Annotated in this window: 13 protein-coding genes; 10 read left to right on the forward strand and 3 right to left on the reverse strand. The window is 46.8% G+C overall.

Going from position 1 to position 18,148, the window contains the following annotated elements; all coding sequences use genetic code 11:
- Window positions 1-81: 81 nt before the first annotated feature.
- Window positions 82-795: a tetratricopeptide repeat protein gene (locus QUB63_RS09080; protein WP_332944594.1), complete on the forward strand. Its 714-nt coding sequence runs from the start codon at window positions 82-84 to the stop codon at window positions 793-795.
- 130 nt (window positions 796-925) lie between these two features.
- Here the strand turns inward: QUB63_RS09080 and QUB63_RS09085 are convergent, their stop codons facing one another.
- A complete protein-coding gene (locus QUB63_RS09085; RefSeq protein ID WP_332944595.1) occupies window positions 926-2,278 on the reverse strand; it encodes a peptidylprolyl isomerase in 1,353 nt (450 codons plus the stop codon).
- Between the two features lie 240 nt (window positions 2,279-2,518).
- On the opposite strand from QUB63_RS09085, the gene QUB63_RS09090 reads away from it, so the two are divergent.
- Window positions 2,519-3,070: a peroxiredoxin gene (locus QUB63_RS09090; RefSeq protein WP_332944596.1), complete on the forward strand. Its 552-nt coding sequence runs from the start codon at window positions 2,519-2,521 to the stop codon at window positions 3,068-3,070.
- Between the two features lie 186 nt (window positions 3,071-3,256).
- Here QUB63_RS09090 and QUB63_RS09095 read toward each other — a convergent pair whose 3' ends face one another.
- On the reverse strand, window positions 3,257-3,796 hold the full coding sequence (locus QUB63_RS09095; protein ID WP_332944597.1) for a phosphate-starvation-inducible PsiE family protein: 540 nt from the start codon (window positions 3,794-3,796) through the stop codon (window positions 3,257-3,259).
- A 376-nt stretch (window positions 3,797-4,172) separates the two neighbouring features.
- On the opposite strand from QUB63_RS09095, the gene QUB63_RS09100 reads away from it, so the two are divergent.
- Window positions 4,173-4,775: a superoxide dismutase gene (locus QUB63_RS09100; protein WP_332944598.1), complete on the forward strand. Its 603-nt coding sequence runs from the start codon at window positions 4,173-4,175 to the stop codon at window positions 4,773-4,775.
- A 258-nt stretch (window positions 4,776-5,033) separates the two neighbouring features.
- On the opposite strand, the gene QUB63_RS09105 is transcribed toward QUB63_RS09100, so the two are convergent.
- Window positions 5,034-7,769: a bifunctional acetate--CoA ligase family protein/GNAT family N-acetyltransferase gene (locus QUB63_RS09105; protein WP_332944599.1), complete on the reverse strand. Its 2,736-nt coding sequence runs from the start codon at window positions 7,767-7,769 to the stop codon at window positions 5,034-5,036.
- A gap of 413 nt (window positions 7,770-8,182) precedes the next feature.
- On the opposite strand from QUB63_RS09105, the gene pflB reads away from it, so the two are divergent.
- The 7 genes from pflB (at window position 8,183) to QUB63_RS09140 (ending at window position 17,979) form a co-directional block, all read left to right on the forward strand.
- The gene (pflB, locus tag QUB63_RS09110) at window positions 8,183-10,411 is read left to right on the forward strand and encodes a formate C-acetyltransferase (RefSeq protein WP_332944600.1); all 2,229 of its coding nucleotides are present in this window, start codon (window positions 8,183-8,185) and stop codon (window positions 10,409-10,411) included.
- A gap of 365 nt (window positions 10,412-10,776) precedes the next feature.
- On the forward strand, window positions 10,777-11,517 hold the full coding sequence (gene pflA / locus QUB63_RS09115) for a pyruvate formate-lyase-activating protein (RefSeq protein ID WP_332944602.1): 741 nt from the start codon (window positions 10,777-10,779) through the stop codon (window positions 11,515-11,517).
- Between the two features lie 145 nt (window positions 11,518-11,662).
- On the forward strand, window positions 11,663-14,299 hold the full coding sequence (gene adhE, locus QUB63_RS09120) for a bifunctional acetaldehyde-CoA/alcohol dehydrogenase (RefSeq protein WP_332944781.1): 2,637 nt from the start codon (window positions 11,663-11,665) through the stop codon (window positions 14,297-14,299).
- Window positions 14,300-14,554: 255 nt separating this feature from the next.
- Entirely contained in the window at window positions 14,555-14,848 is a 294-nt protein-coding gene (gene clpS, locus QUB63_RS09125) for an ATP-dependent Clp protease adapter ClpS (protein ID WP_172185659.1), read from the forward strand.
- A gap of 453 nt (window positions 14,849-15,301) precedes the next feature.
- Complete coding sequence (locus tag QUB63_RS09130; RefSeq protein WP_332944603.1) at window positions 15,302-15,607, forward strand: hypothetical protein; 306 nt, start codon at window positions 15,302-15,304, stop codon at window positions 15,605-15,607.
- 356 nt (window positions 15,608-15,963) lie between these two features.
- Entirely contained in the window at window positions 15,964-16,869 is a 906-nt protein-coding gene (locus QUB63_RS09135; protein WP_332944604.1) for an MvdC/MvdD family ATP grasp protein, read from the forward strand.
- Window positions 16,870-17,244: 375 nt separating this feature from the next.
- A complete protein-coding gene (locus QUB63_RS09140) occupies window positions 17,245-17,979 on the forward strand; it encodes a cytochrome c biogenesis protein CcdA (protein ID WP_332944782.1) in 735 nt (244 codons plus the stop codon).
- Window positions 17,980-18,148: the final 169 nt, after the last annotated feature.

An 18,148-nucleotide genomic window follows, 5' to 3' on the forward strand; every position in this document is an offset into this window, starting at 1 on the left:
GTGCCGGAGAGTACGGATATCACCGTCAGTAGCTGAAGTATTGAGGAAAATCAGAGCATACAGTTAAACACGCGCCCTCCCATGCCTACTATCGCCATTCTCCCGAGTCAATTAGCTGTCACAACTATTTTCAATTCGATCGAATCTTTGGGATTCGCTAATATTGCAGGCAAAGTATTTTCGGGCGAGCAAGCCCAAGCGCGACAAGAGCCAAATTTAAAGGTTAGCACCAAACAGGTTTACACTCAGGGTTTAAAAAATCTCGAACAACAAGACTTGCACGCTGCGATTAAAAAGTTCACCGCCACAATTAACATTAATCCGAACTTCGCGCCAGCTTACAACGATCGCGGTGTTGCCCGCTACAAATTAGGCGACAAACAGTCTGCGATCGCAGATCTAACTACCGCCATCGAACTCAATCCTTACCGAGCCAAGTATTACAGCAATCGGGCGTTTATGCTGGCTGGTTTAAAAGATTATACTGGGGCGATCGCAGATTACAACTCCGCACTGCTGCTCAACCCCAATTTAGCCCAAGCTTACTTTAACCGAGGCACTATCCACCTGCAAATGGAAAATTCCCTGGCTGCACTAGCTGATTTTGAATCAGCAATTCGGCTCGATCGCAATTTTGGGAAAGCTTACTTCAACCGAGGAGTGACTCGATATAAATTGAGAGAGGTTCAGGGAGCATTTGAGGATTTTCAGAAAGCGGCAGGGCTGTTTAAGCAGCAGGCTAGAATGGATTATTATCAAGATGCGGTTGCTAAACTTAGACAGCTATGTTATTAGTTGAATTAGGGAAGAAGCAATAGAAAATAGATTGTATGACCGGGGGCTGGCATCTAATAAAAAATATGGATATCGATCCGAAAAGCATTATAAATTGGGTCGATTTGAACTCAACCCAATTCACTTAAAACTACCCAATTCTTAAGGCTGCATCGCCAGTGGGCAGGTCATTAGGACGAGGAATAATCGGAGACAAAGGAATTGCAAAAACTGCATTTTTGACGGAATCGACGGTAGCATTTTTCACAAGAGCAGGATACCCAGCTAAGTTAATTAAAGTATCGCTGCCAGATTGAGTGAATGTGGTATCCGATAATTTTCCTGTCAAAGCAATGCGATCGCCTTCCTGTGGTCGAAAATCAACTATTGTCTGAATTGTCACGGGTAGGGTAATAAAAGGAAGAGAAGCAGGATCTACTCCGAGCAAAACAAAAGTATCTGCACCACTACCTCCTGTGAGAGTATTGTTGCCTGTATCTCCAATCAAAATATCATTGCCATCACCACCATTTAAGATATCATTCCCTTGACCGCCTCGCAAAAAGTCGTTACCAGCATCGCCATTGAGAGTATCGTCTCCGAAATTTCCGTTGATAATATCGTTACCAACACCGCCACTAATGGAGTCGCTACCTTTGCCACCTCTGAGAAAGTCGTCGCCTGCTTCGCCGGTGAGAGTATCGTTGCCTTTGCCGCCGTTAATTGCATCATTAATCGGTGAACCGATGATGCGATCGTTTGCGCTACCTCCGCGCACGCCGCTGGGGTTTTGCTGAGAATCTTGGGCAGTGACTTGATAGTTGTTAGGGGTATTAGGCAAGTTGAGCGATCGCAAAGGCAGATTTAAAAAATTGGTATTATTGACAAAACTATTCAACACAGCAGTATTGGTAATAATACTCGAAACCCGACTGGGGACAATCCCTGCAACGACTTTGGCGCTAGAAATGCGATCGCCCTGCTGCACCGCATTAACCGTGTCAAAACCTTGAATTACATTGCCAAAAACAGCATAATTCCCATCCAAAAACGGCAAAGCATCTAAAGTAAAATAGAACTGCGAAGAAGCCGAATTCAAAGCAGTAGAACGAGCCATTGCCACAGCCCCTTTCGTGTGCGCCAACTGTGGCTTTTCGGTCACAATTTGGTTGTAAACTGGTTGTGCCGCCCCTTGTGGCTTAATTTCCAAAGGAATAAAACGCGCCTGATTCGTATCCGGGTCTATAAAATTACCCGTTCCCAATTGACCCGCCGGAATGCTAGTATCCTTGCTGCGCGGATCGCCCCCTTGCACCACAAAAGGATCGGGCTGGCGCACAACTCGGTGAAACATCACCCCGTCGTAGATGCCCCGTTCAACTAAATCAACAAAATTTCCCCCAGTAATCGGGGCATTAGTGCCGTCTACTTCGATCGTAACGGGTTGACCATTAATTACCTGGACTACTGTAACTTTGCCTGTTAACGGGAGTGCAGCGCTCATAAGTAAATTGCTATTTGAGTGAGTGATATTTGGGGTTTCTACCAAATCCTGGCTAAATATCCCCTTTATTTCTTAGCCCGCGTCGGCGGGCGCAAGTCTGTCGAGAAGCGGTTTTAACCGCTGAATCATAAAAGGGGTGAATAACTCGGATTTAGTATTGCAAGCAATCCGCGAATTGCCCTTACCCATTTAATCAGAAAACTGTAAACTTGTGTTAAGTACAGTTCTACTTCTAAATTTATGATTTCCCGGCGCAAGTTTTTTAGCACTTTATTGGCAATTTGTCTAGTCTTTCTGAGTTTCAATTTTGCCACTCCTGCCTTTGCCCTCGGCGGCAAGCTGCCGGCGGTGAATCAAGCCGCCCCAGATTTTAGTTTGCCGACAAACAGCGGCGGCGGACAAGTCTCCCTGTCCGATTATCGCGGTAAGTGGCTGGTAGTCTACTTCTATCCCAAAGATTTTACATCCGGTTGTACGATCGAAGCGCGCCGATTCCAGCAAGACTTGCCGAAATACTTGGCAAAAAATACTGAAATTATCGGCATCAGCGCTGATGATGTCAACTCCCACGCGGAATTTTGCGATTCTGAAGGTTTGAAATTTCCGCTGTTAGCCGATACCGACGGCCAAGTGAGTAAAGCTTACGGTTCTTGGATGAGTTTCATCTCGGCGCGGCACAGTTTTATTATTGACCCTGAAGGCGTGTTGCGGGAAACCTTTGTCAAAGTCAATCCGGCGATTCACTCGAAAGAAGTCTTGGCTCGTTTAGGCGAATTGCAGGCTAACGGCTAATATTGTGTCACCTCTAAAACCCGCAATCAAATAGGTTCGATCGTTCGGAATGCAAGTCCTTCCCCTGCATTTTCAGAGGACTTGCATTCCGATGCTGCGAACGTTATCATGTTTATTTTACGGGAACAGTTCCCTGGTAAAGTGACAAGCTGTAGAGCCAATCTAAAATTGCCTGTGTCGCCACAATCAGTGAGAATTAAACTTGCTATTGAGTCCAACAGGCTCGGCAGAAGATTCAGGCTCTGACAGATTCCTCTTTCTGCTAGCAAAACGGCGTTCCGGGTCAATTCCCTCGAAAGTTGGCGGCAACCAAACTCGGACTACTAACAACACTCCCAAAACTAGCAAGAATGCGCCTGTTGATAATATTTGAACCCAGGGAGTTTCCAGGACTCCCCGCACGATAACTTCTCGCAGAACAGATACAATACAAACTTCCACTGCCACGCCAATCGAAACGCGCTGCTCTTGCAAGTAAATAATTAGCAGCCGAAACAATTCCACCAAAACCAATAAAAATAGAATGTCTGCCGTCACTTCCTGAAAATTCAAAGGAGGCAGCAGCGAGAAAAACATTTCTCGCAGTTCGAGCACCATGAAGCAGAACAAACCGATACACAAAGAAATTACAATTAAGTCTTGAACTGTTTCCAGACCGCTGACTATTAGTTTCAGATTCAGCCATTGCGGGGAGTGATTAATCGGGTTATTTGAACGGTTTTCCATTGACTGCTCCTGGACTCTGTTGGACTTGCTTACAGCTTAAGTTAAATTGAGCTTATCTGTGACAAAAAACAGGTTTAATTTATTTATAACCATCATTAAACTTCCCTCTGTTGACAATTTCCCACAAACTTTTATTTATCGCGCAGGTGGGTTGACATTTCGCCAAGGTTTGTGGTAAATGAGAGCTGCTATTGGGAGATTTGACTGTTGAAAAGCAGAAGTCAAAATTCTAAAATGCTGCAACTGAGATAAAATATGAAAATTGTAAAGAATTATTTACCACAGCTTGATAAACTCAAGCTAGCGACTAAGGGCTCAAATCATACAAAAGCCGGAAAGTCAACCAAAAAAAGCCACCAAGAGAGGATTGAACACAATGGCATTTGAACTTGCACCGTTACCCTTCGCCGCTGACGCCTTAGAGTCAGGTCATATGTCGGCAAACACGTTTTCGTTCCACCACGACAAGCACCACGCTGCTTACGTGACCAATCTCAACAAACTGATTGAAGGCACCGAACTAGCCAGCAAATCCCTGGAAGAAATTGTGATGGAATCTGCTAAAGATCCATCCAAAGCCGGCATTTTCAACAATGCAGGTCAAGTTTGGAACCACAATTTCTTTTGGAATTCGCTCAAACCGGGCGGCGGCGGCACTCCGACAGGAGCTTTAGCTGATAAAATAAATGCCGACTTCGGCAGCTTCGACAAATTCAAAGAAGAATTTAAGGCTGCTGCGACAACTCAGTTCGGCAGCGGCTGGGCTTGGCTGGTTTTGGACAACGGCACTTTGAAAGTTACCAAAACTGCTAACGCTGACACTCCGGTAGCACACGGTCAAACTCCTTTGCTGACTTTGGATGTGTGGGAACACGCTTATTATTTGGATTTCCAAAATCGCCGTCCCGATTACATTGCTAATTTCTTGGATAATTTGGCTAACTGGGATTTCGCAGCAGCAAATTTGGCTGCGGCTTAGTAGCATCTGAGTTTGAGGACTTTAGTCCTCACTACAAACTTTATAGGTTTGTAGTGAGGACTAAAGCGGTGATGAATGAGAATTATATCGATTCCGGTTGCACCGTCCGTGACTGTTGAGTGTTGAGTGTGAATCAAAAAACTGAAAATTGCTCTAATATTTTTTGGCAGCTTGATTCAACTCGATCGGGACTATGAAGCGCGGATTTGATATTATTCCGGCTTCGCCGGAATTGATATGATTTAACCTAACTTGCTATTAGCAGACAAAAACAGCTTTCAACATTCCTTCGCCTCGGTCTGGTTGGAGTTCAAATCCTAGTTTTTTACAGAGGCTCTGCATCTTGTAGTTGCTATTGAGAATGTAGCCAACGATCGCCTGTAATTTCTCTTCCCGACCAATTTGCAGCATCCGCCTCAATAATTCTGTTCCCAAACCGCGCTGCTGATACCTATCGCTAACGATCAGGGCAAATTCGGCTTCGTTTGTGCCGTGGAGTTTGCTCAGACGCGCTACTCCCAAAATCCGGTGTTCTGAGGTTTCCGGGTCAAGACGATCGGCTACTAACACCATTTCCCGATCGTAGTCAATAAAACAAATCCGGGTCAAACGTTCGTGAGCGATGCGGTGCTTTAACTTTACCATGTGAGCGTAGCGCAAATACACGCTCTCTTCCGAAAGTTCTTCGTGGAACAGCACCATCAGCGGCTCATCTTCTGGGCGAATCGGACGGATGGTGATGGGACGATCGCCCTTTGTTGACCATGTTTGAACGTATTGCGTAGGATAGGGGCGAATCGCGGGTGAAATGGCGTTTTCCGTTGTCTGGAGAACAACGCGGGCATCAAGAGCGATCGCACCTTCAGGAGAAACCAACAGCGGATTAATATCAATCTCGGAAATTTGAGGTTGCTCTACAATCAGTTGACTGAAACGAACTAATAACTGTTCGAGTTGTACCAGGTCAATTGCCGCTCGGCCGCGCACTCCTTGCAAAGCTTTATAGATGCGCGTTTGCTCCATCATCCGCCGCGCTAGGGTGGTATTTAAAGGGGGAAGTGCTAGCGATCGATCTTGAAAGACTTCCACTAATTGTCCGCCGGAACCAAATAGCATCACCGGCCCAAATTGTGGGTCGATACTGCTACCCAAAATGAGTTCATAGCCTTCCAAATGCACCATCGGCTGCACGGTTACGCCGAGAAACCCTGCAGGATCGATCGCTCGTACCCGCTGGGCGATCGCCTCAAAGGCACTAATTACAGCGTTAGCATCGCCTAAATTTAGTTTTACGCCCCCGACATCGGTTTTGTGAGTAATCGTCTCAGAATGCAGTTTTAGCACCACTGGATAACCGAGGCTCTCGGCAATTTCTACAGCTTCGCGATCGCTGGTGGCTATGGAGGTGGCGATGGTGGGAATCCCGTAAGCCGAGAGCAACTGCTTTGATTCGTATTCTGTTAACAAAGTGCGATCGCTTTTGCGTGCAGAAGTCACAATATTTGCAGCAGCCGATCGATCGGGACACCAGACATCGCAATCAGCCGAGAGAGAAGGCGTTTCGTAGATAGCGCGCAGGTTGTATGTGTACCGCCACATATAGTTGAATAACCTGACCGCGGTATCGGGATAGGGGAAAGTCGGAATATTTGCCTGATTGAGAATTTGCGTTCCCGCTGACACTTCCACACCGCCCATCCAGCTTGCTAATAAGGGCTTTCCGAGTTGGCTGTAAGACTTGAGTTTTTCTGCGGTTTGGGTGGGATTTGTCATCGCTTGTGGCGTCAGGATGACCAGCAATCCGTCACTATTGGGATCGGGAGCGACAACTTCTAGAGTTTTGGCGTAACGATCGCTACTAGCATCGCCCAAAATATCGATCGGGTTGTGATGACTCCACTGAGGCGGCAAAAACTCATCAAGCTGCTGCACCGTCTCCGGTGCCAGATCTGCCAGCGCACCGCCGTCGCTAATTAAGGCATCAGTGGCGATCGCCCCCGGGCCTCCTGCATTGGTGACGATCGACAGGCGGTTTCCCTGCGGTCGCGGTTGCTTGGCCAGAATTTCTGCCATGTCGAACAAATCGGAAATCGTATGTACCCGCAAGGCGCCACAGCGGCGGAAAGCAGCATTAAGCACGTCATCGCTACCGGTCAAAGCTCCCGTATGGGAAGCGGCGGCTTGGGCGGCGGCGGCGGTACGTCCTACCTTGAGAATGATGATCGGTTTGTCGATCGCCACTGGGCGGGCGGCGGACAGGAACGAACGAGCATCACCCATCGATTCCATGTACAAAACGATACTGTGAGTATGGGGATCGTCCCCGAAATACTCGATCAGATCGCCCCAACCGACATCGAGCATAGAGCCGATCGATACAAAAGCGCTAAAACCGACATTTTCCCCCAAACTCCAGTCTAGGATCGAAGTACAGAGGGCGCCGCTTTGACTGATGAAGGCGACATTACCCGGACGGGCGATCGTACCTGCAAAAGTAGCATTGAGCCCCAGCACGGGATTCATCACGCCGAGGCAATTTGGGCCGATAATCCGCATTCCGCCCCGACGCGCCTCGGCCATAACTTGCTGTTCTAAAGCCTCCCCAGCCGCACCAATCTCTTTAAACCCAGCAGAAACAATAATTGCTCCTTTCACCCCAGCAGCGATACATTCGCGGATCACTTGCGGCACCCCAGCAGCAGGCGTAGCAATCACCGCCAGATCCACTACTTCCGGGACGCTAGCAATGTCAGGATAAGACTTGAGGCCCAAGACGCTGTGGCGCTGGGGATTCACCGGAAAAACTGTTCCGCCAAACGGATTCCGAATCAAGTTCCACAGGAGAGTACGTCCGACGCTTCCTTCTCTCTCTGTTGCACCGATTACAGCCACGGAGCGAGGTCTAAAAATCCCATCGAGCGGATGACGCTGTTCTTTCCAAATATCGTGAGCCGGATCGCTCGCAGTGCTTTGAGTTCTTGAATTTATCTGCATAATACCCTACTTCAATTAATCAGCAATTAATCTGGCTCTGCTTTCGATAACAATTCTCGAATCAAATCCGAACTATTTTTCTGCTATTTTTCTGCTTTTTATTCATCTTCTTCTGGTGTTCGCGGTTCCTGAGAAAAAAAATCATTGCGCGTTCCCAACCGACCCGCACTTAAACAACATTTCCGTTGTCTAACTGTTAGTTCGGGAGCCAATTTTGTCAGAGCTTCCTCACAAATTTAAGAGGAATTTCTGGATACTATCTATCTTAATTCTTCCTAGGGTATGAGGAAGTAAAGTTTTGTAACAAAGATCGAACAGGGCATTTAAAATATTGAGATTTAAATATATAGTAGATATAGCGGTCGGAGGAGAAAAAATCGATCGCTAACATAAAATAGAGGTGAAAGCAAGCTATGTTAGTAGAATGGCACGGCTTTACTGAAGGCAACTGGACAAAGGAAGTCAACGTTAGAGACTTCATCCAAAAGAATTACACCCCCTACGAAGGGAATGCAGAATTTCTCACAGCACCAACAGAAAAAACCCAGCAGCTTTGGCACAAAGTCCTGGAACTAATGAAGCAAGAGCGCGAAAAAGGTGTATTGGATGTTGATACAAAAGTTCCCACATCCATCACGGCTCATGCAGCAGGATACATCGATCGCGACTTAGAACAAATAGTAGGTTTGCAAACAGATCGACCTTTGAAACGCGCGATTATGCCCTTTGGCGGGATTCGCGTTGTTAAGGCAGGTTTAGAAGCTTACGGCTATCAGCTCGATCGGCAAACAGAAGAAATATTTACGAAATATCGCAAAACTCACAACGATGGTGTATTCGATGTTTACACGCGCTCGATGCGTCTGGCGAGACGTTCGGGTATCATCACAGGTTTGCCCGATGCCTACGGACGCGGGCGGATTATCGGTGACTACCGGCGCGTGGCTTTGTACGGTGTCGATCGCCTGATTGATGATAAAAAAACACAGCAAGAATCGCTCGAACTAAACGCGATGGACGAGGCAACAATTCGTTTGCGCGAAGAGTTATCCGAGCAAATTCGGGCATTGTTTGAGTTAAAAGAAATGGCTGCTAGCTACGGCTTTGATATTGGCCGTCCGGCGGCAAACGCACGAGAAGCTGTCCAGTGGGTGTATTTTGGCTACTTGGGAGCAGTGAAAGAACAAAACGGGGCAGCGATGTCTCTCGGGCGCGTATCGACGTTTTTAGACATTTATTTCGAGCGCGATTTGCTTCGCGGCGCGAGTTCCGAACAAGAATTGCAAGAACTGATCGACCATTTTGTAATGAAACTCCGCATGGTGCGGTTTTTGCGAACTCCCGACTATAACGCTCTGTTTTCTGGCGATCCAACTTGGGTAACAGAGGCGATCGGCGGTACCAGCAAGGACGGTAGAACATTGGTAACTCGTAACAGTTTCCGATTCTTGCACACTCTCTCAAACCTCGGTACTGCACCAGAACCAAACCTCACCGTGTTGTGGTCGGAAAACTTGCCGGAGAACTTCAAACAATTCTGTGCGAAGGTATCCAGCGAGACGAGTTCGATTCAGTACGAAAACGACGACTTGATGCGTCCTCAATACGGCGATGATTATGCGATCGCCTGTTGTGTCTCCGCGATGCGAATTGGCAAGCAAATGCAGTTTTTCGGCGCGCGAGTTAACTTGGCCAAGACTTTGCTCTATGCGATTAACGGCGGTAAAGATGAGAAGTCCGGCGACCAAATCGCGCCGCAGTTCCCACCGATTACTACCGAATATCTCGATTATGACGAGGTAAGAACGCGGTTCCAAGAAATGATGGCGTGGTTGGCAAAAACGTATATCAATACGCTGAATGTCATTCACTATATGCACGACAAATACTGCTACGAACGGCTGGAAATGGCATTGCACGATCGCGATGTTTACCGGACAATGGCCTGCGGAATTGCGGGACTGTCGGTGGTGGCGGACTCGCTCTCGGCGATTAAACACGCTAAAGTTAAGGTGATTCGCAACGAGCAAGGTTTGGCCGTAGATTACTCGATCGAAGGAGAATACCCAAAATACGGCAATAATGACGATCGCGTAGACAGTGTGGCGATCGACCTTGTGCAAAGCTTCATGAACGAAATTCGCCAGCACAAAACCTACCGTGGCGCTGTAGCGACTCAATCGGTACTCACGATTACTTCTAACGTAGTGTACGGCAAAAAAACTGGTAGCACTCCCGACGGACGTAAAGCCGGCGAACCCTTTGCTCCCGGTGCTAACCCGATGCACGGCCGAGATTCCTGTGGGGCGATCGCATCCTTATCTTCTGTGGCAAAACTGCCTTACAGTGATTGTCAAGATGGCATATCGAATACTTTTTCGATTCTACCGCAGGCCTTGGGCAGAATGGAGGACGATCGGACTAATAACCTAGTTGGTCTCCTAGACGGTTACTTCCACGATGGCGGCCATCACATCAATGTTAACGCGCTCGATCGGCAAACATTACTAGATGCGATGGAACATCCAGAAAACTATCCCCAGCTAACAATTCGCGTCTCCGGTTATGCGGTTAATTTCATCAAACTTACCCGGGAACAGCAATTAGATGTGATTAAACGGACTTTCCACGAACGGGTCTAAATCCCATTGGAATCGGCGGTTGAAACCGCTGTCGAGAGTCAAACGAAATCCGTCTGCGCGGACTCAAGAAGCGCCTACATGATTGGTTCTGCATAAGTCTTTTTTCTTCTAGTTTCGCTTGAACCATGAGGCCAGATCCCCCCTAACCCCCCTTAAGAAGGGGGGAACAAGAGTATTCTTGAATTACCCCAACTATCCGGGGATTAAAGGGCAACCGTCCACTTCTCAAAGTCGACCCCTACTCCCCTTGGGAAGGGGGATTTAGGGGGATCGAGCCTCAGCAACACAACGAAAAATCCGAAAGTTTTCAGGCTATTGTTAACACCGCTCTCTCGCTCTCAAAATATCAATCAACCGCAAATTAAATGTCTGGAATTGGTCGCATTCATTCAATCGAAACATTTGGTACCGTAGACGGCCCCGGAATCCGGTTTATCGTCTTCACCCAAGGCTGTCCGTTACGCTGTCTGTACTGTCACAATCCCGACTGTCGCAATTCCCACGACGGTAAAGAAGTAACCGTCGATTATTTAATCGATCAAATTACAAAATGTAAATCCTACCTGCGGAAAGGAGGCGTTACCGTCAGCGGCGGCGAACCGTTGATGCAGCCGGATTTTGTCAGAGAAATCTTTACCCGCTGTCATCAAATGGGCTTGCATACAGCTCTAGACACATCAGGATTCTGTCTTTTAGAAGTTGCTAAACCAGTTCTAGAAATGACCGATATGGTTTTATTGGACATCAAATCCTACATTCCCGAACTGTATTACAAAGTCACGAACGTTTCCATCGAGCCTACTTTAGCAATGGCAAAATATCTCAGCGAAATTGATAAGCCAACCTGGATTCGATTCGTTCTAGTTCCTCACCTCACCGATGACATCGAAAACGTAGAAAAACTAGCGGATTTTATTGCCAATCTGGCCAATGTGGAAAAAGTCGAAGTATTACCCTTTCATAAAATGGGAGAATACAAATGGGAACAATTAAAACTGGATTACGAGCTCAAGGATACACCTCCAGCTTCACCGGAGCTCGTCCAACAAACAGTTGAGATTTTTCGCAGTCGCGGGGTAAATGCGATCGGAGCTAGCGGTATTTAATTAATGAAAATACCTCGTGCAAAAATCACAAACAATCTTGAAAATATCTGCGTCGATCGGCGTTAATCTGCGGTTAATCTGCGGTTCCCCTACCCTCACAAAGTTAGGCAATAATTATCTCGAAAAAGACCTGAGGAGAAAAAACATGAAAGTTACCAATGTAGATGAATTAGAATTGCTCATTCAAAAAGTGAAAGCAGCCCAAGCTGAATTTGCCACCTACACTCAAGAACAAGTCGATCGCATATTCAAGCAAGCAGCTTTAGCCGCTAATGCCGCCCGCATTCCCTTAGCCAAGGCAGCAGTCAAAGAATCGGGAATGGGAGTCATCGAAGATAAGGCAATCAAAAATCATTTTGCCTCGGAAATGATTTACAACAAATACAAAAACGACAAGACTTGCGGTATCATCGAGTCCGATCGGCATTTTGGCTACGAACGCATTGCCGAACCCGTGGGAGTGCTGGCGGGAATCGTTCCTGTAACTAACCCGACTTCCACCACCATCTTTAAGTCTTTAATCGTACTCAAGACGAGAAATGGCATTATATTTTCGCCCCATCCCCGGGCAAAATCCTGTACGGCTGCGGCGGCAAAAATCATCCTCGATGCTGCTGTAGCAGCAGGAGCACCACCGGATATTATTGGGTGGATTGATGAGCCAACTGTGCCGCTTTCCCAAGCTTTGATGCAGCACCCCGATATCAAACTAATTTTGGCAACAGGTGGGCCGGGAATGGTAAAAGCTGCCTACTCTTCAGGACATCCCTCCCTCGGTGTCGGCGCGGGAAATACTCCCGCCATCATCGATGAAACCGCCCACATCCAAATGGCTGTCAGCTCAATTTTGCTCAGCAAAACTTTCGACAACGGCACGATTTGTGCTTCGGAACAATCGGTGGTTGTTGTGGATGAGGTGTACGATGCAGTGCAACTGGAATTTATCAAGCGCGGTGCTTATTTCCTCAATGCAGAAGAACGGGAAAAAGTGCGGCAGGTAATCTTAATTGATGGTCGATTGAATGCCGAAATTGTCGGACAATCGGTGCAAAAAGTGGCCCAGATTGCGGGTTTGACAGTGCCGTCAAACATCAGGGTTTTGATTGGAGAAGTTGAGGCCGTCGGTAAAGAAGAACCATTTGCTTGTGAAAAACTTTCGCCGGTTCTCGCAATGTACCGCGCCAAGGACTTTACTGAAGCAGTAGAAAAAGCCGAAGCGCTGATAATTTTTGGCGGACACGGACATACTTCTGTACTCTACACCGCTCCCCACAATCAGAACCACATTCGTTATTTTGAAAGCAAACTAGAGACTTCGCGGGTGCTGATTAATACCCCTTCTTCTCAAGGTGCGATCGGCGATTTGTACAATTTCCGCCTCGATCCCTCCCTTACCCTCGGTTGCGGTAGCTGGGGCGATAATTCCATTTCTGTCAACGTGACACCCCATCACCTGCTCAATATCAAAACCGTAGCAGAACGCCGCGAGAATATGCTGTGGTTCCGCATTCCTCCCAAGATTTATTTTAAGTCGGGTTGTCTTCCTGTAGCTTTGAGGGATCTTGCAGGTAAGAAACGTGCTTTGATCGTGACGGATAAACCTTTGTTTGAATTGGGATTGATTAAGGAAGTCACAGATAGTTTGGAAGAAATCGGCATCGATCACTACACATTTTACGATGTGGAACCCGATCCTTCCCTGGCTACTGTTCGCAAAGGTTTAGAAATCTGCAATAGTTTCCATCCAGATGCGATTATTGCCTTTGGTGGTGGCTCGCCGATGGATGCTGCTAAAGTAATGTGGCTGATGTACGAGCATCCAGAAATTGAGTTTGAAGGATTGGCGATGCGGTTTATGGATGTTCGCAAGCGGGTATACGAACTGCCGCCTTTGGGCTCGAAGGCAATTATGGTGGCAATTCCAACTACTTCGGGAACGGGTTCGGAAGTCACGCCTTTTGCGGTTGTTACGGATGAACGGTCGGGGATTAAGTATCCGCTTGCAGATTATGCTCTGACTCCGAGTATGGCGATCGTCGATCCAGAACTTACGCTGAATATGCCCCGAAAACTGACTGCTTACGGCGGCATTGATGCGCTGACCCACGCTTTAGAAGCTTATGTTTCTGTGTTGGCTTCTGAGTATACAAATGGTTTGGCTTTAGAAGCGATTCGTTTGCTGTTTAAATACCTGCCCAGCGCTTACAAAAATGGTGCTAACGATCCGAAAGCGCGGGAGAAAGTACATTATGCTGCTACGATCGCCGGGATGGCATTTGCCAACGCTTTTCTGGGGGTTTGTCACTCAGTGGCTCACCAATTAGGTGCAACTTGCCACGTCCCTCACGGTTTAGCGAATGCGCTGATGATTTCCCATGTAATTCGCTACAATGCAACGGATGTTCCGTTCAAACAAGCGATTTTTTCTCAAAACAAGTATCCTAACAGCAAGTGGCGTTATGCTCGAATTGCGGACTATCTGAATTTGGGCGGCGATACAGAAGATGAAAAAGTTGAGAAGTTGATCGCAGCGGTGGAAGCTCTCAAGCGTCAGGTAGATATTCCTACCACGATTCAGGAGGCTCTTGCCAGTCAGGGAATGAGCGATGATTTCTTTTTTGCTCGCGTTGAGGAAATGGCCGATCGTGCTTTTGACGATCAGTGTACCGGAGCTAACCCCCGCTATCCGCTGATTGAAGATTTAAAGCAACTTCTGCTGCAAGCGTATTCTGACGGCGACACTTCTGAGCCTGAGGTCGATCGAGAGTTAACGGTAGTTTAACCAGCTTAGTCCTGGACGCACTGGTGGTCAGAAACCGGGTTTTTTGACGGAAATCCTTCATTTTAGCCCGCAGATTCAGGTAAAAAACCCGGTTTCTTTGTCGGTAGTGTTCCCAATTCTTGAATCGAAAATCGAAAATCGAAAATCCCCGCAGGATCTCGAAATGCCGAGTCAGGTTAAAACAATCTGAAATTGTGTTATAGTGCGATAGGTAACTCTTTTACAAATTTTGTAGTTTCAGTGGCTGTTCGCGCGATGACCTCTTCACCAACCATAGCACCCGTTCGATCGAGTCAAGTTACCCGCAAGCCCTATCCTAACTATCGGGTAATAGTCCTCAACGACGATTTCAACACGTTTCAGCACGTTGTGGAATGTCTGACAAAATACATTCCAGGCATGACGAGCGATCGAGCTTGGAAACTAGCCAACCAAATCCACCACGAAGGCCAGGCCACCGTCTGGGTAGGCCCGCAAGAGCAAGCAGAACTTTATCATATGCAATTGAGCCGTGCGGGGCTGACAATGGCTCCCCTAGAGTCCACTTAACCGCTATTGACAATCCTGGACGCATTTTAACCAAAATATCTACTGGGCGAGCCGCGCGATCGAAACAATCTCAGCCTCAAAGAGATTGCTTAGCTTCGTATTTCGCCTAAGACAAGGAATCTTGGTGTTGGTGCTGATTTACCAACTCAAATTGTTGATATTTTAGGACTTACACACGCGGGAGAGAAACCCGGTTTCTTCCTAAATACAGCGCTTCCACACCAATATTGCTCGCAGAAACCGGGTTGCTGAGGCGTTTAGTGTATTGATCTATTTAAATTTTTAAGACCACACTTTGTTTAATACAGATATCTACAGGCTGATTTCAACCCAGAACTTATTGGAGTCCGCTTAGCTCAATTTGAAACCTGCCAAAATGGCAACATGACTCTATCCTGATGATTTAGATTATTGGAAAAGGTGAATAATCTTTTCATCACTTAGGAGAATGTTATGAATCATCCTTTTGATCTAGATGCTGCCGACCTCGAAGCAATGGATTTGGATTTTGAAGAGCAGCTAACTGATGAACAAGCAGCCCAAGTTGGCGGTGGACTTAAAGCCACAACTCTGGCTCTCGGTGAAGAAGGTGGCTCGATTGTGTGTATCTCTGCTCCATGTCCGGGAAGTGAAGGAGGAGAATCTCCTCATCCTATTCCCACTGAAGCTCCGATGACCACTCTGGCTCTTGGTGAAGAAGGTGGAGGCCCTTACACTAAGGCTTGGTTTGAATGTGGAGGAGGCCCCATTTATTGGTAATCTCATTAGTGCTGACACTTGTAGAGATTTTGCCGAATTCCTGCACTATTCAGAGCGTTTCTGTCATGGGATTTTCCAAGCTTGAACCTCATTCGATGCTTTTTTGAATAGCCAAAAAGTTGCAACACTCTCGAAACAAGTGCTGCCACTTTTAATATTTATAAATTGCCGAAAAACCAGGTTTATTGTAATAATCATGTCCGATAAATTACCCGCGATCCATCAATAAGGTTTGATCGTCGAGCGAGCGGACATGATACAAATCTTGGGTTTAGCAACGAAGTATCCAGTCATAAACCAAAGTTCTAAACCGGCGCGTGTAAGTCTTGACCGCATCTTTAATTCTCAGGTTTCCCATGAACATTTTAATTTTGGGCGATGCTTCCGATGCTCATGCTGCTCATCTCAAGAATGCTCTCACCCAAGCCGGTGCAGCAGTAGATTATTTGGATACCAGCTTGTTTCCCAAACAGTTACGCCTGTCTTGGCGACCTGACACCCAGGTAGGATGCTTGACGCTACCGTCCGGTCGCCGCTTGAATCTCGAAGATATTCACAGTGTATTTTGGCGCAATTTCTCCGGTGTTTCTGTTCCACCTTTAAAAGATTTCAACCAACAGCAGGTCGCATTTAATGATTCAATGAGTACAGTGCGATCGCTAATGCAAGCTTGTCGGACTCGCTGGATTAATTCCTGGCAGGCCTACCAATTTCACAAAGAAAAACCCCTACAACTGAGTAAGGCAAAACAAATAGGAGTGACGATTCCGGCAACTTTAATCAGCAACGATCCCGACGAAGTTAGGGAATTTGTCAAAGCTTATCAAAAAGTAATTTTCAAGCCTGTTTATGGTGGCGCTCATACAAAGTTTGTGACAGAGGCGCATTTAGAAATTCATCGGCTGAAAATGGCTTTGAGGATTTCTCCTGTCACAATCCAAGAGTATATTCCTGGGACAAACATTCGCAGTTATGTGATTGGAAAATCAGTCTCTACTGCCGAAATTCGCAGTCCGGCGTTGGACTTTCGGGAAGATTTGGAGGCCGAGCTAATTCCGATAGATTTGCCAGAAGCTGTTCGCAAACAATGTTTGGCAATATCCCAGGCATTTATGCTAGACTGGACTGCGATTGATTGGCGTGTCAAGCCAACGGGTGAGTATGTATTTTTAGAGGCAAATCCTAGTCCGATGTTTGTACATTTTGAGCGTCAGACAGGTTTTCCTATTACACAAGAATTGGTCAAGCTCTTAATGTATTAAATCGCGTTAAGAGGATCTCGCACTTTTCCCAATCATCCCCGCTTCTGTATGTCCGGCTACGGTACACCGCAGGTTGTATGTGGGAGCATCTCACTTTTTGCAAAAAGCATTTTTTTACAGTGCGAGCGTCCCTGAACAGGCCCGCATCTGTTACAATTTTCAACGTAGCCAGAACAGCACCGACCCTGAACTCACCTGCTGAGGGATACAAGCCCGCGACAGGAGTTGTGGAGATCGAAAAAAATTAGATATTTAGTTTAAGCTTCCAGATTCATCCGTGGAGTCAATCTAAAATCTAAAATCTCAAATCGACGACACTGGAGTCAATCTAAAAATCTAAAAATCTAAAATCTAAAATCTAAAATCTAAAATCGACTGATGGAAAGCCTGCAAACCCAACTTTACGAACTCGCACAATTTGCTAATACTTTAGTCAACACTCAACTGACACACCTGAGTTTAGTCAGCGTCGGAGTCATTTTTCTGGCAGGGTTGCTAACGAGCTTGACGCCCTGTATGCTTTCCATGTTGCCGATCACGATCGGCTACATCGGCGGATACGAAGCAAAAAGCCGCCTCCAAGCCGCCGCCCAGTCGGCATGGTTTTCCTTGGGATTGGCGACAACCCTTGCGGGTTTAGGCATTGTAGCATCATTTGCCGGTCAAGTTTACGGTAAAATTGGTCTGGGTTTGCCGATCGTTGTGAGCATCATCGCTATTTTAATGGGGCTGAATTTACTCGAAGCTTTACCCTTGCAAATGCCGTCTTTCGACGCTGTGGGGTGGGTGCCTTCATCTTTGCCTGCGGGCGTGCGATCGTACTTATTGGGCTTAACTTTTGGTTTAGTAGCATCTCCGTGCAGCACGCCGGTTTTAGCTACACTCTTAGCTTGGGTTTCCAAAACGGGAGATACAGTTTTAGGCGGTGTGTTGCTGCTGTTTTATGCTGCTGGCTACGTCGCTCCGCTGATTGTAGCAGGTACTTTTACCGCGAGCATTAAAAAGTTGTTAGAATTGCGCCGGTGGTCGAGTTGGATTACGCCTGTTAGCGGCGTTTTGCTAGTAGGATATGGCGTTTTCTCTCTGCTGGCTCGGATACTTCCCGCGTAAGGTTCGCAGTAAGGTTCGACCGTTCGGACTTCAGTCCTTTAAGAATTACCGAAACCCTACAAGATTCAAGGATACAGAGAATTAATTAGTTGTGATTGGTGGTGTGTTAGTTAGTTATTTACCCCATTACCAATTACCAATTACCAATTACCAATTCGCAATTAACAAT

Source organism: Microcoleus sp. ARI1-B5 (assembly GCF_036705795.1).
GTDB lineage: Bacteria > Cyanobacteriota > Cyanobacteriia > Cyanobacteriales > Microcoleaceae > Microcoleus.

Excerpts from the sequence above, each read along its gene's own strand:
- QUB63_RS09080 (WP_332944594.1), top strand. The coding sequence starts at position 82 with ATGCCTACTATCGCCATTCTCCCGAGTCAATTAGCTGTCACAACTATT.
- QUB63_RS09085 (WP_332944595.1), bottom strand. The coding sequence starts at position 2,278 with ATGAGCGCTGCACTCCCGTTAACAGGCAAAGTTACAGTAGTCCAGGTA.
- QUB63_RS09090 (WP_332944596.1), top strand. The coding sequence starts at position 2,519 with ATGATTTCCCGGCGCAAGTTTTTTAGCACTTTATTGGCAATTTGTCTA.
- QUB63_RS09095 (WP_332944597.1), bottom strand. The coding sequence starts at position 3,796 with ATGGAAAACCGTTCAAATAACCCGATTAATCACTCCCCGCAATGGCTG.
- QUB63_RS09100 (WP_332944598.1), top strand. The coding sequence starts at position 4,173 with ATGGCATTTGAACTTGCACCGTTACCCTTCGCCGCTGACGCCTTAGAG.
- QUB63_RS09105 (WP_332944599.1), bottom strand. The coding sequence starts at position 7,769 with ATGCAGATAAATTCAAGAACTCAAAGCACTGCGAGCGATCCGGCTCAC.
- pflB (WP_332944600.1), top strand. The coding sequence starts at position 8,183 with ATGTTAGTAGAATGGCACGGCTTTACTGAAGGCAACTGGACAAAGGAA.
- pflA (WP_332944602.1), top strand. The coding sequence starts at position 10,777 with ATGTCTGGAATTGGTCGCATTCATTCAATCGAAACATTTGGTACCGTA.
- adhE (WP_332944781.1), top strand. The coding sequence starts at position 11,663 with ATGAAAGTTACCAATGTAGATGAATTAGAATTGCTCATTCAAAAAGTG.
- clpS (WP_172185659.1), top strand. The coding sequence starts at position 14,555 with ATGACCTCTTCACCAACCATAGCACCCGTTCGATCGAGTCAAGTTACC.
- QUB63_RS09130 (WP_332944603.1), top strand. The coding sequence starts at position 15,302 with ATGAATCATCCTTTTGATCTAGATGCTGCCGACCTCGAAGCAATGGAT.
- QUB63_RS09135 (WP_332944604.1), top strand. The coding sequence starts at position 15,964 with ATGAACATTTTAATTTTGGGCGATGCTTCCGATGCTCATGCTGCTCAT.